We start from the raw sequence: 23,586 nt of genomic DNA on the forward strand, positions 1-23,586 counted from the left end.
CTTATTAATTCGTTAAATAAGAATAAAATGCGTCAGCATCCGTTCGTATCATCGGTACAAAATTTAGTTCTTTTCCTTTTTCAGGCTGATCTTTTTTTATCTTTTCCGCTAACTCTTGAATATTCATATTCATTTTATCCATATTAAGCTCATCTGCCATTTGTAGCACCATTTGTTCATTAATTTCTCTTAATATTTGATATATATCTTTACCATACAAATCAATATGATATTTTTTTGCTTCTTCCTGTACTTTTTGTTCGTACACTTCTTGTGCTAACTCTTCAATTTCTTTTCCTTTTTGAGAAATATCTAACTTTCCTGCTTCTTCTCTTACTTTCTTTCCGTAGATTTCTTCCGCGATGTCTTCGATTTCTTGTCCATCTGTCGAAATACCTAATTTATCTGCTTCATCTTTAATTTTAATCGCATTAATTTGAGTAATTAAATCTACAATTGATGTATTCTCTATAGATATACCTAGCTTTAACGCTTCTTGCTTTACTTTTGTTTCATAGATTTCTTCTGACAGCGTCCCAACATCTTTTCCTTCAATCGATATGCCTAACTGCTGTGCTTCCCTTCCTACTTCTGTTTCATGAATTTCTTTTTCTAGTGTAATTTGTTCTTTTCCTTCCGTTTCAATACCTAGTTTCTCTGCTTTTTCTTCTGTATGCACTGCATGTATCTTACCATTGTTCAATTGTTCTTTACTGCGCTGTGTGTAATCTGTCTTTCCTTTTTGTGTTTCAGAAGGAGAGGCACCCCCTAATATACTTAAACTCATTACTCCAATAGTGAATACCGTCATCATTTTCTTTTTCAAAATTAATTCCTCCCTCTTATACTTTCTTTCCCATCATTCCCCTAGTTTTTTTAATACTATACATACATCTCATCGCTGCTTGAGATAACATTATGATTGATAAAACTCACTCACATACACCTAGTCTCTTCTTCATGTAACGAACTTTCTTTATGCCATACATAATATAAATAGTTTCTTAACTTTCCCTTAAAAAAGACGACCTTGTAAAAACAAGATCGTCTTCTTACTTATATTTTTTGATTTTTAGGGAAAATCACTTCAAAGCAAGTTCCATCTCCCCATTTGCTCTCTACTGATATTTTTCCATAATGCTTTTCTACAATCCAATTTGCGATTGAAAGACCTAATCCAGCTCCTTCTGACGTACTTCTTGCTTTATCCCCTTGATAAAAACGATCAAATAATTTCGGAATATCTTCTTCTTTCACTCCTATCCCGTCATCTTTCACATGTATACGAATTGAACTACTCGTTTGCGTGCAATCGATTTGAATATGCCCACCTTCGTTTGTATACTTCATCGCATTATCTAACAGTATGACCATCATTTGATGAATCCGCTCTCTATCCCCCATAAAAGATACACCACGTTCTACTTTTAGCATCATTTCTTTTTCTTGATAAGAAGCAATCTCCTTATATGGAGCTACTATTTCTTCTAACAATTTATCAAGTTCAAATGTTTTCTTATCCATCTCAATTTGATTAGAATCAGAACGTGCTAGCAATAATAAATTACTAACGAGTTTCGATAACCGCCTACATTCTTTTGAAATTGTAGAAATATCCATCGCTTTTTCTTCTATCGTAGCGGATGGTGACTGGAATAAAACATCCGTTTTTGATTGAATAACTGCAAGTGGTGTCCTGAGTTCATGTGATGCATCAGAAACGAATTGCTGCTGTTTCTCCCATGAATTTTGAATAGGTACGAGTGCCCTACCAGCTAAGAAAAAGCCGATTCCTATTGCACATAAACTTCCTATGCTACAACCTATAATAAGAATTAAAAATAAAGTATTTAACATTCCTTCTTCCGCTGTTATATCTCGCACGATTTGAACTATTTCTCCATCTTTTTGAAGCGAAAATGCTCTAAAATATCGTCCTTGTACTTTGATATCTTGTAACTCCCCTATTTTTTCCGGAGAAAACTTTTCCAAATTCTCTTCAAAAATAGAACGGAATTTACGGTTATCGCCCTCTATTTTCACTATTTTCCCATTCCAAGTTATTCTAGTTACTCGCGGATCTCCAATTTGGATATTCTCCATACGTTTTCTTGGTGGTATTTTAACATCTAATTTTTCTCTATACTGAGCCATCATTTTTATAGATTGATCCACTTCATTATAAATACGCTTATATGTGTATGAATAAATAATACTACCTAATATACCTATTAATAGGATAAATACTAATGAATTCACTATAGTCAAACGAATGCGTGTCTTTTGAAACATACTTCCCTTTTTCATTGTTCTTTTAATATATATCCAATACCTCGAACGGTTTGAATATCTTTCTGATAACCGAATGGTTCTAATTTTTTACGCAAATGATGCACATACACTTCCACAATGGCTACTGTCGTATCTGAATCAAATCCCCAAACACGATCAAAAATTTGTTCACGCATTAAAATCTTCCCGCTATTTTGAATGAGATACTCTAGTAGCTCATATTGTTTCAATGTCAACTTAATACTTTGTCCATCTACTTGAACGTCTTTATCTTTTCCGAACAATTCAATCCCTTTATAACGAATCGTTTGCTGGGTTGTTAAACTACCACTTCTGCGTAGTAAAGCGCGAATTCTCGCTTTTAATTCAGGGGCCTGGAATGGCTTAACTATATAGTCATCTCCACCAAAATCCAATCCCTTCACCCGATCTTCTAAAGAATCTCTCGCTGTCAAAAACAGGACTGGTGTTTCAATCTTTTCATCACGTATTTTTTGAATTACTTCAAATCCGTCCATCCCTGGCATCATCACATCCAGCAAAATTGCATCATATATATTTTGAAGCGCTAAAAACAATCCATCTTCTCCATTTATTGCCGTATCTACTTCAAATTCATCACGCAAAATTTGTACGATAGACTCTAATAACGAGGCATTATCTTCTACTACAAGTAATCGCATGCTCTCACCTTCCATCAAATAGTTCAATTCTATTTATTATTACATTTCTTCTCTTCATAAAAAAAGAATGTAGTTACATTACGTATTTTCATTTTTAACTATTTCCTTCTAAAATTTTGAAGTTTTATTATAAAAACTTTGTCTTAAATTTAGCTTAATAAAAAATTGAAAGAAATAAGATTCCTCTTATCTCTTTCAATTTTTTATTACATATACCTTTTTACTCGGCAACTCCAAACAATTTAGCTGACCACCATACACAGCCCCGCCATCAATTCCAATAATACGATTACTCCCAAAATACACTCCGCAATCCTCACTACCATGAAGCGTTTTTGTTTCCGTATGCCCAAATACAACAACCTTTTCACCACTATATCCATTATGAAATTCATTACGGATCCACATTAACGTATATGGTTCAGATTCAGAAACTCGTTTCATCGGTTCAACCCCAGCATGTACAAATATATACTCTTCTGTTTCAATGTAATGATCTAATTCTTGAATAAACTTTATATGTTCCTCTAATACACGAGATTGTAACATCGGTTTTTGGAAGTCTTTCTCATTAACCGCAATATCCTCTTCTACAAATCCATAGCTATATAATGTCTTATCTCCACCATTTCTTTTTACCCAATGGTTCCATGAACGTTCCTCATTTGTCGTTAACGCCTTAATCATCATATCTTCATGATTTCCTTTTAAAATGAGTGCTCCCTCTTCTTTCAATTCTCTTACCTTTTCAATTACAGCACGCGCATTTGGACCACGATCTACATAATCTCCCAGTAAGATTAATTGATCCTGTTTCGCATCATATTGAGCTTCTTCCAATAACTGTTCGAACTTTTCTATCTCTCCATGAATATCACTAATAACAAGAATTCTTTTCATATTATCCCCCCTCTTTCTAATTATAGTTCAAAACGACAGAAAGTTCAGAATTGAAATCCCGCATTAACGGGCAGTAAGCCCCCCACTGATTACAGTTTCACTTTATTACAAACTAAACTATTATCCTTACAACAATGTAAGTCTCTTGTCATCCAATTCGATAGTTGTAATTACTGTATTTCCTTATACTGAGAGTAAGAAATGAAACAAAAAATAAGGAGAGATGAGAGATGAAAAAAGTAATGGAAGTTGTAGTAGCGGTAGTAGAGGTTTTCGTAAATGGTAAACAAGTCGCAATGGAGTTAAATAAATAATGAAAAGGACAACATTCACTCTAGACCCTTTACTCATATAAAAGAGATAAGACTTCATCATTTCTTTGATCCCTTATCTCCCTATAGAGAAAGCCGTATCCCTTTTAAGGATACGGCTTTCTCTTATTTTTGACTCGTACGAGCTGAAATGCTAATTGCTCTATCTGTTGCTTTGGCAGCTTCATCTAACGCTTCTTTACTATTCTTCCCGTCATACATTGCTTCTAATGCTTTTACAACTGCATCTCTTGATTCTGGGAATACACTAATTAAAGCACCTTGTGTTGCCGGAGTTTGCTTCGTCGCTTGCAGTTGATCTACTGTTACTTTCAACTGCGGATATTTTTCATATTGCTCTTTTACTAATGGCTCATTATATGCATCTGGATTAATTGAGAAATAACCTGTTGCAGTATGCCATTTTGCTTGTACGTCTGGCTTCGTTAAATATTTCATAAAGTCCCAAGCACCTTGTTGCGTTTCTTCTGAAACCATATTCGTCATCCATAATGATGCTCCACCAATAACAACACCATTTTGTTTCGAATCCTCTGGATACGGAATATATGAAACACCTACATTAAACTTAGATGCATCAATTAAATCACGAACACCTGCTGAAGAATCTAAATACATAGCAACTTGTCCAGACTGGAACGCGGCACGAATATCATCCCAACTTGCTCCATACTTTCCAAGTGCGCCAGCTTTATTTAAATCATCTAACATTCCAAATACTTTCTGTCCTTCTTTACCGTTAAATACCGCCTTCTTTGCAGCATCTTTACGGCCGTTTTCGTTATCTACATATAAAGCACCTTGTGTCGCTAACAATTCTTCAAAGAACCAACCATAGTTAAGCATGGAGAATCCATATTGTTTTACATTTCCACCTTCTTTAATCGTTAACTTTTTCGCTGCTTCTTGTAATTCCGCATATGTTTTCGGAGCTTTCTCTGGATCTAAGCCCGCCTTTGCAAAAGCATCTTTATTATAAATTAATACTGGTGTAGATGAATTAAATGGCATAGAATACATTTTTCCATCAACTGAATAATAATTTGTAATTGCTTTTTCTAATTTTGACGTATCGTACTTATCTTTTTTTATCCAGCTATCAATTGGTGTGATTTTTTTGCTATCAATCATATATTTCGTTGTAATTTCACTCGATTGAACAAGAGCTGGCGCTTCTTTCGTTGCAGACATCGTTCTAAATTTTGTTAAAGACTCTTCATATGTCCCTTGGAACTCTGCCTTTATCTCGTATTTATTTTGTGACTTATTATAGTCTGCAACAAGACCATCTAGTACACCTTGTGTTTTTCCACCCATCGCATGCCAGAAGCGAATTACAGTTTTATCACCATTTTTTTCAACTGGTGCTACTTTTGCCTGCGCTTCAGGTTTTCCCTCTGTTTTACTATTTGAACAAGCGGCACTAGATAATGCCATTGTTGCTGCCATTAATAGAGCAGCACCTTTTTTTACTAAACTCATTTTAAGCTCACCTTCTCTTAGTTATTTAATTGCACCTTTTGTTAATCCTTGTTGTAATTGTTTTTGTCCTAAAAATAGTAAAATCAATGTTGGAATAACGATAACCGTAACACCGGCCATTACACTTCCCCAATCAGTTGCAACTTCTTGAGACTGAAGCTGCTTTACACCGATTTGCACTGTTCTTACTTTTTCATCAGTGGTCACTAAAAGTGGCCATAAATACATATTCCATGTTGTTAAAAAGCTATATACTCCAAGCGTAATAAAACTCGTTTTACAATACGGTATTACAACGCTGAATAAAAATCTTATATTTCCAATCCCTTCAATAAAAGCAGCTTCTTTCAGTTCATTCGGGAGTGTCATAAAATGTTGGCGTAACAAGAAAATACCGAAAGCTGTTGCAAAAAACGGCACTGTCATCCCGGCGAAACTATTGATCCAGCCAAAGTTTTGAATCGTTAAAAAGTTAGGCACCATCGTTGCTTCCCACGGAATAAGCATCGTTGAAATAAACAGGAAGAAAATTAAGTTTCTCCCTTTAAACTGAAGAAAAACAAAAGCATAAGCTGCTAAACTTGATACGATAAGTTGTCCAATCATAACGACTGTCGATACAATTAAACTGTTATATAAGTATGTAAAAAGCGGTACTTTTTGAAAAATATTAATGAAATTATCAAAAGTAAACTGGGTCGGAAATAACCTTCTCATTTGAATATCGTCTGGTGTCATAAAGCTTATTAAAAATGCATACAGTACAGGAAAAAACACCATCACTGCAATAATAATGAGTAGCATGTATAATAGGAAATTTTGTTTCCACTGTTTAACAATCATTTATAATGCACCTTTCTCTCAGCAAACTTAAATTGAAGTAATGTAGCAACGAAAATGAAAACAAATAATACCATCGCTTGTGCACTTGCTGTTCCAAATTGATGATTCACAAACGCCTCTTTATAAATCGAGTACACAATTAAATTCGTTGCATCATTTGGTCCACCGTGCGTTAAAATATCAATTTGTCCAAAGCTTTGGAACGCACTAATTAATGTTACTGTTACAATAAAGAATAAAGTTGGCGATAGCATCGGTAATGTAACACGGCGAAGCTTATATAAATAACTAGCACCATCTATAGATGCACTCTCATATAAAGACGTATCAATATTTTGTAAACCACCTAATATAACTAAAAATGCAAAACCTGTATTCACCCAAACTGTTGTAACTGATACAGAGAATAGTGCCCAGTCCGGACTCGTTAACCATGCGATTGCAGGAAGGTTCATAGAGGCTAATATATTATTAAATAATCCTACACTTGGATGAAATAAAAATAGCCAAATCACTGCACTAGCAGCTACTGATATTCCCATCGTCGAAGAAAACAGAACTCGGAATAACCCAATACCTCTTACCTTTCCATTTGCAATCAATGCAAGAAACAAAGCAAATATAATACTCGTAGGAACTGTATATAAAACAAATAATAAAGTTGATTTTATACTTTTGTAGAAGGCTGGATCAGAGAATAAATATTGATAATTTTCTAAGCCAACGAAGAGATTAGCTTCTCCATGTATATCGGTTAAATAAAAACTATAATAAATCGTCCTAAACAATGGATAGAACAGAAAAATCGAAAATAGCAAAATAGATGGCGCCAAAAACAATAATCCTATTCTTAAATCTTTCGTTCTCTCCCATAATTTTTTCTTTTTTGACACCTTTGTTTGAACTGGTAACTTACTTACTTCGATCATTATTTCGCCACCACTTTCAACTCTTCTTCAGCTACCACTTTTAAGCGTTCATTCGTGTTTTCGTTAAAGAAGCATAACTTTTCTTGCGAGAATAATAATTTTACTTTGTCACCTTTGTTCAGGAGTAACTGTCCGATAACTTTCGCACTCCAAGTTGTTCCATTTACCGCAAAGTTCAATATAGATTCATTCCCTAATACTTCTACAGATTGCAACGTCACTTCTTGTCCCTCCTCAGACAGTGCAATATGCTCAGGGCGCATGCCTATGCGAATTGTTCCTTCTGGTAATTGCTTTAACTGTCTAATAGATAATGGAATTTGCAATTGTCCTATATGTAATACACCTTTTTCTTTATTTACTTCCCCATCATTTATATTCATAGAAGGAGAACCTATAAAGCTTGCAACAAATTCGTTTGCTGGTTCGTTATATATGTCAAGTGGTGTTCCAACTTGCTGTATACTTCCTTTATTTAAAACCATGATACGATCTCCCATAGTCATCGCTTCTATTTGATCGTGGGTAACGTAAATCATCGTAATTCCTAATCGCTGCTGAATTTCTCTAATTTCAATTCTCATTTGCGCACGTAATTTCGCATCTAAATTCGAAAGTGGTTCATCCATTAAACAGATTGGTGCTTGACTCACGATCGCCCTAGCAAGCGCAACACGCTGTCTTTGTCCGCCTGATAATTGACCTGGTTTCATTTTCACATACTCTTTCAGTCCTACCATTTCAATAGCTTCCATTAGTCGCTTTTGTCGCTCTTCTTTTTGTACTTTTCTTACCTTAAGTCCAAATAAAATATTTTCTTCTACAGATAAGTGTGGATATAATGCATAATTTTGAAATACCATTGATAGATTACGGTCTTTCGGCTCTAGATCATTTGCAACACGTTCATTAATAATTAAATCTCCCGAAGAAATCTCTTCTAAGCCAGCGATCATTCGTAATAATGTGCTTTTCCCGCATCCCGAAGGTCCAACTAAAACAAAAAATTCGCCCTTCTTAATATGAACCGATACGCCTTTAACCGCTGTCTCTTCTGCATTTTTATATACCTTTGAAACATTTTTCAATTCAATCACAAAGTTGCACTCCTTTTTTCTTCATGTATCCATACTTCATAATGACTTGTTGAAATCGCACTTGCTCCTGCACGAATTGCAATTTCCGCATCTTCTCGCGTTTGAATCAACCCGCCTGCAATAATAGGAAACTCTATTTCCTCTACTAGCTGTTTAATTATAGAAGGCATAATCCCCGGCATAATCTCTACTGCATTTGGTTTAGTCGTTTTACAATTTTCAATTGATTTAGTAAGAGATAAAGTATCTACAATAAAAATACGTTGAATTGTTTTCAATCCAATTTTATTAGCATTTCGAATTGTCGAACCCTTTGTTGAAATAATACCTTGTGCCCCGATAACATCTTGAATATACAAAAGCGCTTCCTCTGTATTCGTATTTAAACCTTGTATAAAATCACAATGAAGAAATACATCATGTCCATGTTTCTGCAATTCATATACACGCTCTGGTAATTCCAGCATTGAACCAGTCATAAGAAAAACTGTTTTCGGCAATTTTTTGTATGCTTTGTATCCTTTCCAACCCTTTATCATCGCAATATAAGGTTCTTTAAACATTTATTCCACCTAACTGTTCTATTTTTATCCAAACTAAAAACACCTACTTACATAGAACGCCTTTCTCCTTATTTGAACTCTAGGGAATAGAGCACACCTAAGAAAGTGGCACATTATATGTAAGTGGGTGTTCTCAAATATTCTCTACCCTAGTTATTTTGTTACCTTTACTATATTACGCATTTATTAAGTCAGTTTTGATAGATTGTTAATTAGGTGTTAATCGAATGTTAATATTCACCACATCATTTTTACATTAATCTAGATATTAAAATATAAATAAATAGAACGAAACAATACTTAAAATTCAATCAATATGTAAATTCATTCCATATTTAATGATTTTTAGTTTGCTTGCCACTGCTTGCAAACTAAAGTTATCCCAAGCGGTACTATAAAGTGGAATGCGCCTTTTCTCTTGTATTGATATGGCCCAGGCTGTAACAACATCAGTACCATATCCGTTCCCTTGAAACTCCGCTAAAGTTTCCACACTTGCCTCAGCAGCTACGGGCGTACTTCTGGCACTGCAACAAACAGAAACTACTTTTTCATTTTTTACAATTGCCAAATAAGGTTGCCTCCTTATTTACTCCATATACCATCCATTCATAATCTATTTTTCATGTTCAAAATAAAAATCCCATTCAAATACACATTACTGAATCCATCATACTAACTGATTTCTTCATTCTGTCTATCTAAATGGGATTATTTTTCGTTTTTTACTCTACTGGTTGTTGTGGCTGTACTACTTCATTCGCTCCAGCTACCCTCAACATATTTACAATATCTTTAAAACCTCTTTTTTCAGCGTATTGCAGTGGCGTCAGATGTTCCTTGTTAGCCATGTTTACATCTGCACCGTGATCAATAAGCAATTGAATTACTTTCTTATGGTTTTCACTACCATTTCCTAATACAATTGCTTCTAATAGCGCTGTTCCACCACGTTCATTTTTATAATTCACATCAATATCTGTATGCTCTAATAATTCTTTAACAACCTCTACATGGCCACGTTCAGATGCAGAAATAAGTGCTGTCCCACCTGACCTAGTCGTTTCTTTCGTATTAACTCCTGCATTAATTAATACTTTTACAATATCCGTATATCCTTCTCTACTTGCATAAAGAAGTGGATTACTTTTTTTCTCATCTTTAATTTCAATATTAGCACCTGCACCAATTAATGCTTTAACTGTCTCTACATGATTTTGGTACGTCGCTGCAAGGACAGGCGTTTCTCCGTTGTCACCTTCTACGTTTATATTCGCTCCATCCTGAATCAACTTCATAGCTGTCTCTGTGTCTCCAAGAGTAGCTGAAAGTAACAACTGTTTGTCCATTAAATTTATACTTTTCTCTTCTTTAGATTCTTCCTGTTCTTTATGCTTCTCTTTTTTCTTTTCATTTTTCACATGAACCGGTTTCGATTCTGGTTCTTCTTGCTTATCGCAAGCCACTACCGTCATTAAAAGTCCTAATAAAATACATAATAAAATTTTTTGTTTTCTCACAACTACAGCTCCTATGAAAGATAATGTTTTCTTAACCATTCCTCCATCACATACAATAACTCTTCTTGAGTACATTTATCCATAAGCCCTTTAGATTCCTTCTTTAATCGGATTATCTTAAGCTTATACTATGTTTCTCAACCTATTGAAATGATACGCCTGATGGCCCCATCATTAACATTATGAAGCAATTAGTTTAGCACGTTTTTACCGCATTTGTATACATTTCTAAAAAGTACATAAATGATTGCTTTAGGTTACTATATTCCATTGTAACCGTTCCGCTAAAAATTTTACACCTTTTCTATATTTGCACCTGAGTAATAATAGAAAAAGACAACTACATAGTTGTCTTTTTCTATTAATGATGTCCACCATGATTTCCTGCTTTCGGTTTCCCCATCATCTCTTTATTCATTTCCCATTTATGCTCTGCTAGCTCTTTATACGAAAGAACTTTCCCCTTATAGTTAGATACAAAGCTCTCTGCATCTTTTTTATTTTTAAATGAAATGACATTATAAGCCATCGGTGTCGTTATTGTTTTATCATATACGTAAGTAGCGTCTTCTAACGAAATCCAATCTTTCGAATCATAATCTCGGACAAATTTCTCTTTCGTCTTTTCATCTGAGTTGATCTCCATCCATTTATACATACAACCGATATCATCAAACTTTAACGCTTTTCCATTTTCTAAAATAATTTCTGTTGCAAATTGATTATCTGTTACCCCAATTTGGCAAATATCACATTTATCATGTTTCTCATCAATGGCAACAGCTGCTGTTTCCTTTTTCCCACACCCGACTACTGTAAATACGAAACATAAACATATAGCAAGTACGACATATTTTACTTTCATCAATATTCCTCCCTAGAAACCGTATACTCCACGAAAAGAATACCAAAAGGTTGTGTGAGATTTGTGAAAAAACAATGTGCTTTTTGTAATATAGGAAACAAAAAAAGATGTGTAGTTATTTCTACACATCTCTCATCACTCACAACCTGTAATTAATAAATCATCTTCTAATTTAACTAATAATGTATCCGCACTAATTTCCTGTCCAACTTCTACATTTACCAATCTTATATTTCCACTAATCCCGACTGCAATTTTTTTTAGCTCACCGTCATTTTTTCGGATCATCAGTAATTTTTCCCATTCATATACGTAAGAAGATTCATTAATAAAAATCTCCTCTACTTTTCCTTCATAAGAGCTATAAATCTCTTCTATTCTCGTTTTCATATAACATCTACTCCCTATTTCACACTTCACTATTTTCATCTTATTCTACCATTCTTACGAGGAGTGGCTTACTTTTTAAAAATTCAAATTAACTACCGTGAACAAAATGAACAAAATAAAAATTATGCTTCTAATGATGTTATTTTTCAAATTATTTACCATTTGAATAGCTGCTTTTATTATAAATAAAAAACCTTTTTCTGAATTTTTATTCTATTTTGAAAGCGCAATCATTCTTTTGAGGGGGAAATTACATGTTAGCACTACTTGGATTTGCGATGGTATTTGTCTTTATGTTTTTAATTATGACGAAACGTATGTCAGCACTAGTAGCCTTAATATTAATTCCGAGTGTTTTTGCAGTAATTGGCGGATTCTATGCCAATATGGGGCCTATGATGTTAGAGGGGATTCAAAAATTAGCACCTACTGGTATTATGCTTATGTTCGCTATTTTATATTTTGGGATTATGATTGATAGCGGTTTATTTGATCCTGTCATTAGTAAGATTTTAAAATTTGTAAAAGGAGATCCTTTAAAAATCGTTGTCGGAACGGCTATATTGACTATTATCGTTTCTCTAGATGGTGATGGTACAACAACATACATGATTACAGTTTCCGCAATGTATCCACTATATAAGCGCCTTGGAATGAACCCCCTCATATTAGCTGGAGTTGTTATGTTAGGGGCGGGGGTAACAAATCTTACACCTTGGGGTGGACCCACAGCTCGTGTTATGAGCGCACTTGGACTTGAGGCTTCCGAATTATTTACACCTCTTATTCCAGGAATGATTGCTGGTGCAATTTGGGTTGTTTTCGTTGCCTACTATCTTGGAAAAAAAGAAAGAAAACGTTTAGGAATTATGGATGTACAGTATTTAAAACAAATGCAAACAATGGATGAGCAAGCTGCAACTGTTGAAGCTGCAGCGCATAAACGCCCTAAACTTCTATGGATTAACTTTTTATTAACCGCTGCATTACTTGTTTGTCTCATACTAGAAGTTATGCCGTTACCTGTTTTATTTACAGTCGCTTTTGCTATTGCTGTTATGATTAACTATCCAAACTTAGAGCAACAGAAAGAACGTATTGCTTCTCATGCAGGGAATGTATTAGCAGTTGTTTCTCTCGTATTTGCTGCCGGTATTTTCACTGGTATTTTATCTGGAACAAAAATGGTAGATGCAATGGCTAACAGTGTAGTAACTCTTATACCAGATGCACTTGGACCACAACTACCAATTATTACAGCACTTCTCAGTATGCCATTCACATTTTTCATGTCTAATGATGCATTTTACTTCGGGGTATTACCTATTTTGACGAAAGCTGCTGCTACTTACGGAATTAGTGCAGCTGAAATGGGACGCGCTTCCTTACTTGGGCAACCCGTTCACTTATTAAGTCCTCTTGTCGCTTCCACTTATTTATTGGTCGGAATGGCCAAAGTTGATTTCGGTGAACATCAACGCTTCACTTTATTGTGGGCCGTTGGAACGACAATGGTTATGTTAATTACCGGAATTGTAATTGGGATTATTCCAATATAAGATGCAAAAAAACAGTAGAAGAAATAAAATCCTCTACTGTTTTTTATTATGAAGAAGCAAGAAAATACCGTCTCTCCGGTCTCCCAACACTTCCATATATTAGCTCTGCGTGGACTTTCTTCCCAGATATCAAATACTCTAAATAGCGCCTTGCCGTTGATCGGCTTACTCCAATCATTGAGCTTAACATTTCTGCTGTAATCCCTTCTTCATTAACTGTTAACATATGCTTTTTTACTTTCGCTAAAGTATAAGGATCTATCCCTTTCGGGGCATATTCTATTTGATCTCCCTTCACGCCTCTTTGAGACCATAAATATTCAATTTGTTCCGTAGATAATTGATTGTTCTTCTTTAACTGTATAATCTTTTTTTGATAGCCTTCTAGACTTGCTTTAAATCGATCAAACATTAGTGGCTTTACGATATAATCTGTTACTCCGCCCCGTAGGGCGTGCCTCACTACATCTGTTTCCGATGCCGCTGTAATCATAATAATATCTGTATCGTGCAAATGATTCCTAATATATGTGACAAGTTCCGTTCCTTGCATATCAGGTAAGTACACATCTAATAACACGAGCTGTGGCTTCACAAGCTCTAGCCATTCTTTCGCTTGTTCTCCAGTCGTTGCCGTTCCAATTACTTTAAATCCCTCAATTTTTTCAGTAAAACGACGATGAATGTCAGCAATCCGAATATCATCTTCTACAATTAATACTTCAATCTCCTCACCCATTACTATTCGCCTCTCTCTTTCGGTAGTGCAATAATAAATAACGCACCACCTAAATCCCCTTTTTCAATCGCAATACTTCCATTTAAATCTTCTACTAACTCTTTCACTTTTGCTAATCCATACCCTCGCTCTCCTCCTTCTTTCGTCGAAAAGCCTTTATAGAATATGCTAGTAATTATTTCATCATGAATCCCTTGCCCTGAATCTTCCACTTCAATTAATATTTCTTCTCCAATATCAGTTACAAACATCCTTACTTTCTTATCATTCTCTTCATTTTTTTCAATTGCTTCAAATGCATTCGTAATTAAATTTCCTAAAATAGAAACGACATAATTACTCTCAATATGTGGACTTAATTTGTCTAAACCACTTTCTCTATCTAGCATAAAATCAATCTTCAACTCACGTGCTCTATTATAAAATCCAATTAAAATTCCACCTAGCCATGGATTTTGAATCCGCTTCATAATAAATTGAACAAAATCTTGATATACCGCTGTTTCCTTATGAATAAGCTCTAAAGCATCTTCGTATGATTCTAATTGGATAAGACCTGAAAGCGTATACAATAAATTGTTATATTCGTGCGTTTGCGCTCGTAATGCCTCTGTATATTGCTTCGTCTGAGATAATTCTGCTGTTAACTGATCCATTTCAGATTTCAAACGTAAGCTCGATACAACGCCAGTTACTTTATTCTTTACTTTAATAGGTAGACGGTTCGCAATAACAGCCTGTCCTTTTATATTTAATTGACGATCAAACTGTTCTTCACCAGTTTGAAGTACATCTAGTATCGTTGAATTAGGAATTACATTTAAAATAAATTCCCCAATAATATTTTGTTGCTTATCTAGCGAAAGAATATCATAAGCTGCTTGATTGACTAAACTAATCATGCCATTTTTATCGATTACAATAATCCCTTCACGTACAGATTGAATCACTGTACTATGCTCTTCATATAAAGATGAAATTTCTTCTGGTTCCATCCCGAACATCATTCTTTTTATACTTGCCGCTAAATATATAGAGCCGATTATTCCAATTAAAAGACCTATTATTGTAATCCAAAATACACGCTTTCCATACACTTCTACCGCTCCATGAATATCAGCCATTGAAAACCCAACAGACACCACACCAATAATTTCATTTTCCTGGTTACGGACTGGGACTTTCCCACGCAACGAAGGGCCTAATGATCCATTAGCTTTAGAAACATAAGATTTCCCTTCTAATAAAACGCCTTTATTATCTCCGCCAACCATTTTTTCTCCTATTTTATCTCGCTCAGGATGCGCATAACGAATCCCCTCTTTGTTTCCAACTACAATAAAGTCAGCCTCTGTATCAATTCGAATTTTTTCTGCGATTGGCTGAATAATAGAAGCTGGATTTTCTTTTTGAAAAGCTTCCTGAATTTCTGGTATCGCGGCAACTGTTTTCGCAACATGCAAAGCCCGTTTACCAATTTGCTCTTCTACCGTTTCAGATAATATGTAATAAAATAAATAACTCGTTAGCATAAGTACAACTAAAATAAGTGTACTAATAGTTAATGTAATTCTCGGTTGGAGTTTTAATTTTTTAAATTTCAAAACCATTCCCCTAACATGATTAAAGATAGAATTTAAAGAAAATACAGTTTTTTATTATCATAACACGGTTACTATATATTTCTTTCTTTTTTATCTTCATAAAAAAAGAAACGAAGCATAAGTACTACTTCGTTTCTTAACAGTTTATTATTATATTTTAAACTTACCAATCATCTCTTGTAATTCTTCTGCCATTTGTGATAAATGGACTGCTGCTGCATTTATTTCATCTACTGAAGCTAATTGTTCCTCAGAGGAACCAGCAATATTTTGAACACTTGCGGCATTTTCTTCAATCGTAGCTGCAATTTCATTAATAGATGCACTTACTTGTTTTGCATCTACCGTCATTTGTTTTGCTACATCTACCATGCTATCAATTTGTACAACTGTATCATTTGTAGACTTCAATATTTCGACAAAGCTTTGCTTCGTTTCATTTGCAACTACAAGTCCTGATTGTACTTCTGCTCCAACTTGATTCATAGAGCTTACTGTTTCTTTTATATCAAATTGAATCTCTTTCACTAGTTTCCCAATTTCCGTAGAAGACTGTCCTGATTGTTCCGCTAGCTTTCGCACTTCATCTGCTACAATTGCAAATCCTCTACCTTGCTCTCCAGCTCTCGCAGCCTCAATTGCCGCATTTAACGCTAATAAATTTGTCTGTTCTGCAATATGTTGAATTACTTCAAGGATTGCTCCAATTTGTTTCGACTTATCGTCTAACAAACCAATGATTTTGTCTGACTGTGAAACAGACTCATGAATTAATTGCATTTGATTCACAGTTTGTTCAACTAACTTCCCACCATTTTCAGCTTTTTTCTTCGTATACATAGAGGCTGTAGATACTAATGAAGAACTATCTGCAACACGCTGAATTCCTTCTGTAACTTCTTCTAACAATGTTGCTCCTTCTTCAACTTCTTTCGTTTGTATTTCTGCACCACTTGATACTTGCTCTATAGCCTGTGTAATTTGTTCCGTTGCTTCGCTTGTCTGCTTCATACTAGCTGTTAATTCTTCTGAAGATGCCGCTACATGACTTGCTGAAGTGTTTATATTAGAAATGACACTTTGTAACGATGCAGCCATCTCGTTAAAACTTTCTCCTAGCTGTCCAATTTCATCTTTAGAATGAACTGTAATTGATTCTGTTAAATCACCTTCACTAATCTTCTTCGATGATATGACAAGTTGTTTTAACGGTTTAATAATAGACGCAATTATGAAGTAAATTACAATCCCACCGATTATTAGTGAAATTCCAAGAACAGTTATTGTTTTATAGAAAATAGGTTCAGCCGCTTCGATAATTTCTTTGGAAGGCATAATTCCTGCTATTTTCCATCCAGTTTTCTTATTCGTTTTAAAAGTGATATTGCGATCTTCACCATCTAATGAATAATGAAAATCCCCAGCTTCCTGTTTATACAATTCTTTACTAAGTTTCTCTTCTAATTTCTCTCCTGGCTTCATTTTCGGGTGCGCTACTACATTTTTATCTTGATCAAATATCGCTACATATCCTTCCTTACCGATATTAACCATCTTAGAAGTAGTAACGATATCATTAATGATTAAGTCAATCCCAAGAACTCCACTTTTATCCTCGTTTTGTTTTGCTAGTGTAATAACAATATTTCCTGTCGTTTTTGACTTATATGGAGCAGTTACAATTACTTCTCCGCTTTTCTTCACTGCCTCTTTATACCAATCTCTTTCTGTAGGATTATATCCATCTGGCATCTGAATAGCTGGTGATTGAATGAACTGTCCATTACTAGATCCTGTATAGATTGCTTCCATTTCTGGATGCAGTTTATTGTATTCTTCTAGTTTATTTTGTATGTTTTGAATTTGATCTGCTTGGTAACTTGATTGTGTAAATAATTTCGTAAAATAAGTTGCATCTATTTTTTTACTATCCAATTCCTTATTAATTACATTATCCAAAATTTTTATATTATCTTTCGCCGAGTTTAAAATTGTTTCATTAAAATTCGTCTTCGCCTGTTGATAAGACGTCCAACCAATTACAATACTTGGAAGAATTAAAATAATAATAAATGATACAAGTAACTTTGTTTTTAAACTACTACTCCTTAATTTCCCTTGAAACATACTTCTACCCCTCCATACCGTTTTAAATGTAATTAATTAACATTTAATCTTTCTATAAAAATAATACGATTTAAATGTATCAATGAGACTCTCTATCTTTTTATACATCTAAAGAATTGATACATATCTTTTTCATTCTATATAAATTAAATAATTAAAACAATGTATAAAAATGTATATTATTCGAAATATTATAATTCATAGGAGAACCTCTAGTATTTCACTTACTAGAGGTTCTTTTCACCTTACTATTCTTTATCTACTTCTTTTTTCTCATCTTCTACTACAGATACAACAGGTTTATCGCTTGATAATTGTTGTACCGCTCCTTTTCCTGCAAATCCTTCTAATAGCTCTTTTAAGTCAATGCCAGAAGAAGCTTTTAACGTTTCTTGCATCGTTGCCATTAAATCAGTCGCATAACCCGCAACTTTTCCGGCCCCGCTATTTTTACCACCGCCGCCTGTATCGACAACTGTGATTTTATCAATATTACTAAGCGGACTTGCAAGTTCCTTCGCATAACTTGGAAGCATTTTAAGAACCATATCCATAATTGCCGCTTGACCATATAATTCAAATGCTTCTGCGATTTTTTGTTTCGCTTCTGCTTCTGCTAAACCTTTTAATCTAATAACATCTGCCTCTGCTGTACCTTGCGCTTTTTGTACTTCCGCTTTCGCTTGACCTTGTGCTTTTTCAATTTCCGCCTTCGCTAAACCTTCTACACGTACTTCTTCTGCACGTGCTCTCGCTTCTGCTTCAATCTTATATTGATCCGCATCGGCTTTTTTAATTTGTTTTACTTTTTCTGCTTCCGCTGATTGCTCAACAGCATAGCGATCTGCATCGGCTTTTTTCTTAACTTCTGCATCATATTGCTTTTCACGACGCGCAATTTCTTTTTCTTCTAACTCAATTTGCTTTTCACGCTCAATGATTTTAACGCGCATTTGCTCTTCTGTAACACCTTGTTGTGCTTTCGCTTGTTGTAATTCGTAAGAAAGATCAGCGTCTGCACGTGCCTGTTCTTGTTCCCTCTTATAGGACTGTACTTTTAATTCTTTATGTTTTTCAGCTTCAGCGATTTGTGCATCACGTTGATATTCTGCTTCTTTTGCCTCTTTTTCAGCACGTGCTTTTTCAATACGTGCTTCTTTTTCACGCTCTGCGTTCGCAATTGTTGCATCACGCTTAACGGTCGCAATTTGCGGCTGACCAAGCGCATCTAAATATCCGTTTTTATCCATTATTTCTTTAATTGTGAAAGAAACAATGCGAAGTCCCATCTTCTTTAAATCTGTAGAAGCTACTTCATGTACCTTTTGAGCAAATTGCTCTCTATTACTATACGCATCTTCTACTGTCATAGAAGATAAGATAGCACGGAGATGCCCTTCTAAAACTTCTTTTGCTTCTATTTTTAACTCTTCTGTTTCTTTTCCTAAATATTGTTCAGCTGCTGTGGAAACTTCTTCAATTGTTGATCCCACTTTAATAATAGAAACACCGTTTACTGTGATCGGTACACCTTGTTTCGTATACGTATCACGTGTACCAACTTCTAATTTATAGTTTAATAAGCTTAAAGGCTCTGCTCTTTGCATAATTGGAACTACGAAAGTACCGCCCCCGCGAATAATCTTAATCTTCTTTCCATCATCAGTGGTAACTACATTCTTTCCTCCACCAAGCCAGTTCCCTGTAACAATTAACGCTTCATCCGGACCAACCGTACGATACTTCGTAATAAATACTAAAATGAGTAGAATTAAAATTGCGAGTAAAACTCCACCGATAATTAATGGAATCGTCATGTAAATTCCCCCTTATAATTTTGGTTTCTTTAAAGAATAAGCGATGTTTTGTACAAGTAAAACACCATCTTGGACTCCCTCGATAATAACCTCTGTTCCTTGCGAAATATCTTTTTTTCCAACAGTTTTAGCTGGGATTGCATTACTTCCAAATTGGGATGAAATTAATACTTCACCAAATCCTTCTGTAGGAATTGTCGTAATGACTTCTCCTTTGCAACCGATAAATTCATCCATACGTTGCATCGTATTTTGTTCTGCTTCTGCAATCGGTTTTAAAATTAGTATTTTCATGATGAAAACACCGATAAAAGATATAGCAAATGCAGCCCCGAAAATAGTAATACTATTAAAGGAGAATAAGTACTCTCCTATATAACTAAGCCCACATAACATGGCGAAAAAACTAAGTAATAAAGTAACAACGGATACAGATCCGCCCCCAAAACTAAATATCGATTCAAATATATCTCCAAAAAAGATATAAATAACAGTGAGTATAGTAGCAATAATAAATCCATATAAATAAATTGTTTCAAGTGGATAACCAAACAAAGCCATTTCTTATCCCCCTCTCTTAAACAATCCTTTTTTGTTATGTGTATGCCCCACCTCTTTCAAAGATCATTGTTCTTAATTTTCAGTTATTTACCTTTTAAATAAAAGCCTGTAAGACAGGCCTCTAAAAAAGAACAGGAGAAACCTATTGTGACAGGCTCCTCCTAGAAAATAACCGATATATTATATATCTATATAATATACTATTTTCCACAAAAAGTAAAGTTAAACATACATTGGAAAAGCACTTATTTTACTGACAATTCGTATGTTCCATCGCCATTATCATATTTATATACATACAAGTAATACTTACCTGGTTTTGCATTAAATTTTGCTTCTATATGATTCCCATTAGCTTGACCGTAAGCCGCATAATTTTGCATATCTGATTCATGGTGAAGTACCCATGTCATCCCAATTCCATACTCATTTAAAACAGAAATGTCGATATCTTTCGCTGATGCTACATTAAATGTATAAACATCAGTGTGGTCCCCACCAATAAGACTACCTTTTATAGTACTATTTAGCCCGATACGATTTGCTTCCTCTGGACGATTATTTGGTTCTGATTCTGTTAAACTTCCATCTTTAATCGTAACAGTTGTTTCGCTTCTGCTCTCTTTTCCCTTATCATCTTTTACTCTTAACGATACTTTATAAGAACCTTCTCTTTCATATACATGTACTGGATTCACTTCTGCACTTGTGCTTCCATCTCCAAATTCCCATAAATAAGAAGCAATTTTTCCATCTTCATCGTTTGAGCCATCACTTTTAAATTGAATTCCCTCTTTTACAAGACCATTATAAGGGCCATTTATATTAACCGTTGGAGCTTTATTTTCTCCATCATCTTTTGCGATTCCATGGAAGACTACATCATATTCAAATTCATTTGAGCTATTCACACGATAATTGACAAAGTATGCTGTAACAGTTTTGTAGCCACTCCATTCTTTTTGCGCCAATTGTTCTAAAGATTCATTTACTCTTTTACTCATTTCTTTCCAATCTTCTGATTCACCTTTTGTGACACTACCTGTATACGTACCTTCTAATGTAAATGTATTAAAGAATTGAGAATTATGTTTTGTCATTTTTGTATCTTTCATAGGCAACGTATCACTAATTTCTTTCTTCACCGCTCCTAATGACTTCGTTGCATGTTCAGCTAAATAATCATCAGCTACTTCTGGTACAGTGTATGTATCTTGATTATCAATTAACTGCTGCATATACTCTTGATACTCTTTATTTAACTTAGGATCTTTACTTAGATTTTCACGATATGCATCATAATTTTTCACGTCATTCGCACGAATCAAATCTTGAATTTTATCAAATGTTTCAAACTGATGCGTATATAAATAAGACTGCAATGCGAACGAGTAATTATAGAAATCCCAAGAACCGTATTTAGCAAATAGTGTACGCTCTGCTGTATAACGGCTTGCAGGATCAGATGATAATCCGCTAATTATACTCTTTCTTGGTACAACGTTATTCGTACGAGTAGATCCTGCGAAAAACTCTGCATTTCCTTCTTGGAACCAAGTTAGCCTTTCATTTTGATACATATCTCCTCTTCCAAATAAACCAGGAACTTCATATCTCCCTTGCAGATAATGAGTAAATTCATGACGGAATAACTCTTCTAAACTATAAATACTTTGCTCTGGCGTACGCTCATATGTAAAGAATGTTCCTGTCTCTTCAATATAAATTCCACCGTTGTTTGTTTCATATCCATACAATTGTCTATTTAACTGATATTCATCTGGACTATTATAAATTACGATCGTTAATACATCATCCGCATTTCCTGGCTCTAACGCTTTGTCATTTCCAATTACACGGTGATACTGTGCCTTTACTTCCTTCGCAGCCCAATATAGTCTCTTAATTTTTTCTTCTGATACTTTATCTCCTGTTTTGAACACAATTGATCCATCGTCGAATGTATACGTTTTTGGTAAGTATTGCTCTTTTCCTTCTTTACGTATTTTCTCTAAATCTACTGTATTCCCACTATAATCTTTACCATTATAATTTGTTGTAATTTGTTCTACCGCAACAAAATAAGGTTCACTTAAGCGCGGGTACATATGCATGGCTTGTGTAACAACCTCTAATCCTTTATTTGGATTGCTATGAAACTTCCCTAAACGGCTAGCAAAATAAATGCCATTATTAACGAGCCATTTATTTTCTGACGTTACTTCATTTAGAAGAGCAATACGATTTATTTCATTAATAAACCCATCTACTTTTCCATACCACATCGTTTCATTCGCTTCTTTACGAGCCTCAGTTAAGTACGACTGTATATCATAGTCAATACCTTGCATAATATCGTATATTGCTTGTCCCTTCATTCGATCATTTACATAAGTAGTATAATTATCATTGTATTGCTTTAAAATATTCGATGCGTATTGAACCGTTTCAACATCGCTTGAAGCATTACTAATTAATTTACCGTATGCAGATACGACTGTATCTTGTTCAACTGTACCAAGCTTAAAGTTTGGATTTTTTGCGATTGCTTTTAAAGCAGGTAAACATTTATCCTGGAAGCTTCTTTCATTTAAGTCGCTTAATTCACTATTATAAAATGCAAGATAAAAAGCTGAACGCAACACTTCAGTAAACGTTTGAATTCCTTTTGAATCATCTTTTGTAAATGTACTACCTCTATGAGCTAATTCATCTATAATGACTTGCATTTTTCCTTTATCTTTATAAAAAGCCTTTGCATCTTCATTAAACTGAAATAAGTCTGTAATTTGGTGCCACTTAATACTGCCTAACGTTTCAACCAATTCTTGATCATTCATTTTGTTTAAATCAGCCATTGAATAGCTTTCTTTAACTTGCTTTACTGCAGTTTTCTTCGTAATAGATGCTGGTCGCTGTGAAAAATCTCCTACTTTTAAACGTTCTTGAAATGATAAAGTTTCATCAACTTTTGAAATATGTCCAACTTCATCTACCGACTTTTCAATTCCAACCGGTTTCGTTTTCAACACGTTATACGGTACTTTTTCTTCCGCTGCTGCATGAGTTTGAAGTGCGCCTAACGATAAAGCCATTGTACTAATGCTAAGCATCACTTTATTGATCTTTGATTTCTTGTTCATATCCTTGCCCCCTATTTTAATATTCCATTCAAGAATTTAACATAAAATCTGGATGTAACAATATAAAATGCAATATTTCATATTATTTCTTCCTATAATTTGTACATATCGTGAACGCATTGCTCTTTACCTCCCTAAAA

At 34.5% G+C, this 23,586-nt stretch carries 19 protein-coding genes and 1 pseudogene; 1 reads left to right on the forward strand and 19 read right to left on the reverse strand.

What is annotated here, in order from left to right; all coding sequences use genetic code 11:
- Nucleotides 1-4 precede the first annotated feature (4 nt).
- From BUA87_RS23890 to BUA87_RS23950, 13 genes and pseudogenes are all read right to left on the reverse strand, one after another.
- Nucleotides 5-826 carry a transporter gene (locus tag BUA87_RS23890; RefSeq protein ID WP_072941014.1) on the reverse strand — a complete coding sequence of 274 codons (822 nt, stop codon included), beginning with the start codon at nucleotides 824-826 and terminating at the stop codon, nucleotides 5-7.
- Between the two features lie 230 nt (nucleotides 827-1,056).
- Nucleotides 1,057-2,307 (reverse strand): sensor histidine kinase, encoded by a 1,251-nt coding sequence (locus BUA87_RS23895; RefSeq protein WP_080017751.1) that lies wholly within the window; start codon nucleotides 2,305-2,307, stop codon nucleotides 1,057-1,059.
- Nucleotides 2,304-2,975, reverse strand: a complete 672-nt coding sequence (locus BUA87_RS23900; protein WP_001238623.1) for a response regulator transcription factor — start codon at nucleotides 2,973-2,975, stop codon at nucleotides 2,304-2,306. The genes BUA87_RS23895 and BUA87_RS23900 overlap by 4 nt, the downstream gene beginning before the upstream one ends.
- Before the next feature lie 195 nt (nucleotides 2,976-3,170).
- Complete coding sequence (locus BUA87_RS23905) at nucleotides 3,171-3,875, reverse strand: metallophosphoesterase family protein (RefSeq protein ID WP_000821970.1); 705 nt, start codon at nucleotides 3,873-3,875, stop codon at nucleotides 3,171-3,173.
- A 437-nt stretch (nucleotides 3,876-4,312) separates the two neighbouring features.
- Complete coding sequence (locus BUA87_RS23910) at nucleotides 4,313-5,689, reverse strand: ABC transporter substrate-binding protein (RefSeq protein ID WP_000060580.1); 1,377 nt, start codon at nucleotides 5,687-5,689, stop codon at nucleotides 4,313-4,315.
- Between the two features lie 21 nt (nucleotides 5,690-5,710).
- Complete coding sequence (locus tag BUA87_RS23915; RefSeq protein WP_072941016.1) at nucleotides 5,711-6,532, reverse strand: carbohydrate ABC transporter permease; 822 nt, start codon at nucleotides 6,530-6,532, stop codon at nucleotides 5,711-5,713.
- The gene (locus tag BUA87_RS23920; protein WP_000573797.1) at nucleotides 6,529-7,461 is read right to left on the reverse strand and encodes a carbohydrate ABC transporter permease; all 933 of its coding nucleotides are present in this window, start codon (nucleotides 7,459-7,461) and stop codon (nucleotides 6,529-6,531) included. The genes BUA87_RS23915 and BUA87_RS23920 overlap by 4 nt, the downstream gene beginning before the upstream one ends.
- Complete coding sequence (ugpC, locus tag BUA87_RS23925) at nucleotides 7,461-8,558, reverse strand: ABC transporter ATP-binding protein (RefSeq protein ID WP_000571387.1); 1,098 nt, start codon at nucleotides 8,556-8,558, stop codon at nucleotides 7,461-7,463. Before ugpC ends, BUA87_RS23920 begins: the two co-directional genes overlap by 1 nt.
- A complete protein-coding gene (locus BUA87_RS23930; protein WP_072941019.1) occupies nucleotides 8,555-9,121 on the reverse strand; it encodes a glycerol-3-phosphate responsive antiterminator in 567 nt (188 codons plus the stop codon). The genes ugpC and BUA87_RS23930 overlap by 4 nt, the downstream gene beginning before the upstream one ends.
- A gap of 307 nt (nucleotides 9,122-9,428) precedes the next feature.
- A pseudogene (locus BUA87_RS23935) lies at nucleotides 9,429-9,704 on the reverse strand (GNAT family N-acetyltransferase); the annotation flags it as partial.
- Between the two features lie 142 nt (nucleotides 9,705-9,846).
- Nucleotides 9,847-10,716, reverse strand: coding sequence for an ankyrin repeat domain-containing protein (locus BUA87_RS23940; RefSeq protein WP_000287336.1), 870 nt, complete (start codon nucleotides 10,714-10,716; stop codon nucleotides 9,847-9,849).
- A gap of 286 nt (nucleotides 10,717-11,002) precedes the next feature.
- Entirely contained in the window at nucleotides 11,003-11,506 is a 504-nt protein-coding gene (locus BUA87_RS23945; protein ID WP_000865665.1) for a nitrous oxide reductase accessory protein NosL, read from the reverse strand.
- A gap of 135 nt (nucleotides 11,507-11,641) precedes the next feature.
- Nucleotides 11,642-11,896: a hypothetical protein gene (locus tag BUA87_RS23950; protein ID WP_000857376.1), complete on the reverse strand. Its 255-nt coding sequence runs from the start codon at nucleotides 11,894-11,896 to the stop codon at nucleotides 11,642-11,644.
- Between the two features lie 254 nt (nucleotides 11,897-12,150).
- On the opposite strand from BUA87_RS23950, the gene BUA87_RS23955 reads away from it, so the two are divergent.
- Nucleotides 12,151-13,455, forward strand: coding sequence for a CitMHS family transporter (locus BUA87_RS23955; RefSeq protein WP_053565293.1), 1,305 nt, complete (start codon nucleotides 12,151-12,153; stop codon nucleotides 13,453-13,455).
- 46 nt (nucleotides 13,456-13,501) lie between these two features.
- Here the strand turns inward: BUA87_RS23955 and BUA87_RS23960 are convergent, their stop codons facing one another.
- The 6 genes from BUA87_RS23960 to colA form a co-directional block, all read right to left on the reverse strand.
- Nucleotides 13,502-14,194, reverse strand: a complete 693-nt coding sequence (locus BUA87_RS23960; RefSeq protein WP_000503468.1) for a response regulator — start codon at nucleotides 14,192-14,194, stop codon at nucleotides 13,502-13,504.
- Nucleotides 14,195-14,196: 2 nt separating this feature from the next.
- Nucleotides 14,197-15,804, reverse strand: a complete 1,608-nt coding sequence (locus tag BUA87_RS23965) for an ATP-binding protein (protein WP_003269387.1) — start codon at nucleotides 15,802-15,804, stop codon at nucleotides 14,197-14,199.
- Nucleotides 15,805-15,948: 144 nt separating this feature from the next.
- Nucleotides 15,949-17,925 (reverse strand): methyl-accepting chemotaxis protein, encoded by a 1,977-nt coding sequence (locus tag BUA87_RS23970; RefSeq protein WP_000486195.1) that lies wholly within the window; start codon nucleotides 17,923-17,925, stop codon nucleotides 15,949-15,951.
- Nucleotides 17,926-18,173: 248 nt separating this feature from the next.
- A complete protein-coding gene (locus BUA87_RS23975) occupies nucleotides 18,174-19,742 on the reverse strand; it encodes a flotillin family protein (protein WP_000154998.1) in 1,569 nt (522 codons plus the stop codon).
- A 12-nt stretch (nucleotides 19,743-19,754) separates the two neighbouring features.
- Nucleotides 19,755-20,303, reverse strand: a complete 549-nt coding sequence (locus BUA87_RS23980; protein ID WP_001173146.1) for an NfeD family protein — start codon at nucleotides 20,301-20,303, stop codon at nucleotides 19,755-19,757.
- 245 nt (nucleotides 20,304-20,548) lie between these two features.
- Entirely contained in the window at nucleotides 20,549-23,446 is a 2,898-nt protein-coding gene (gene colA, locus BUA87_RS23985; protein ID WP_071714234.1) for a collagenase ColA, read from the reverse strand.
- Nucleotides 23,447-23,586: the final 140 nt, after the last annotated feature.

Source organism: Bacillus sp. bc15, assembly GCF_900142585.1.
In the GTDB taxonomy this organism is placed as follows: domain Bacteria; phylum Bacillota; class Bacilli; order Bacillales; family Bacillaceae_G; genus Bacillus_A; species Bacillus_A cereus.

Excerpts from the sequence above, each read along its gene's own strand:
- BUA87_RS23970 (WP_000486195.1), bottom strand. The coding sequence starts at position 17,925 with ATGTTTCAAGGGAAATTAAGGAGTAGTAGTTTAAAAACAAAGTTACTT.
- BUA87_RS23975 (WP_000154998.1), bottom strand. The coding sequence starts at position 19,742 with ATGACGATTCCATTAATTATCGGTGGAGTTTTACTCGCAATTTTAATT.
- BUA87_RS23900 (WP_001238623.1), bottom strand. The coding sequence starts at position 2,975 with ATGCGATTACTTGTAGTAGAAGATAATGCCTCGTTATTAGAGTCTATC.
- BUA87_RS23895 (WP_080017751.1), bottom strand. The coding sequence starts at position 2,307 with ATGAAAAAGGGAAGTATGTTTCAAAAGACACGCATTCGTTTGACTATA.
- colA (WP_071714234.1), bottom strand. The coding sequence starts at position 23,446 with ATGAACAAGAAATCAAAGATCAATAAAGTGATGCTTAGCATTAGTACA.
- BUA87_RS23945 (WP_000865665.1), bottom strand. The coding sequence starts at position 11,506 with ATGAAAGTAAAATATGTCGTACTTGCTATATGTTTATGTTTCGTATTT.
- BUA87_RS23920 (WP_000573797.1), bottom strand. The coding sequence starts at position 7,461 with ATGATCGAAGTAAGTAAGTTACCAGTTCAAACAAAGGTGTCAAAAAAG.
- BUA87_RS23930 (WP_072941019.1), bottom strand. The coding sequence starts at position 9,121 with ATGTTTAAAGAACCTTATATTGCGATGATAAAGGGTTGGAAAGGATAC.
- BUA87_RS23955 (WP_053565293.1), top strand. The coding sequence starts at position 12,151 with ATGTTAGCACTACTTGGATTTGCGATGGTATTTGTCTTTATGTTTTTA.
- BUA87_RS23965 (WP_003269387.1), bottom strand. The coding sequence starts at position 15,804 with ATGGTTTTGAAATTTAAAAAATTAAAACTCCAACCGAGAATTACATTA.
- BUA87_RS23940 (WP_000287336.1), bottom strand. The coding sequence starts at position 10,716 with ATGTACTCAAGAAGAGTTATTGTATGTGATGGAGGAATGGTTAAGAAA.
- BUA87_RS23915 (WP_072941016.1), bottom strand. The coding sequence starts at position 6,532 with ATGATTGTTAAACAGTGGAAACAAAATTTCCTATTATACATGCTACTC.
- BUA87_RS23960 (WP_000503468.1), bottom strand. The coding sequence starts at position 14,194 with ATGGGTGAGGAGATTGAAGTATTAATTGTAGAAGATGATATTCGGATT.
- BUA87_RS23980 (WP_001173146.1), bottom strand. The coding sequence starts at position 20,303 with ATGGCTTTGTTTGGTTATCCACTTGAAACAATTTATTTATATGGATTT.
- BUA87_RS23910 (WP_000060580.1), bottom strand. The coding sequence starts at position 5,689 with ATGAGTTTAGTAAAAAAAGGTGCTGCTCTATTAATGGCAGCAACAATG.
- BUA87_RS23905 (WP_000821970.1), bottom strand. The coding sequence starts at position 3,875 with ATGAAAAGAATTCTTGTTATTAGTGATATTCATGGAGAGATAGAAAAG.
- BUA87_RS23950 (WP_000857376.1), bottom strand. The coding sequence starts at position 11,896 with ATGAAAACGAGAATAGAAGAGATTTATAGCTCTTATGAAGGAAAAGTA.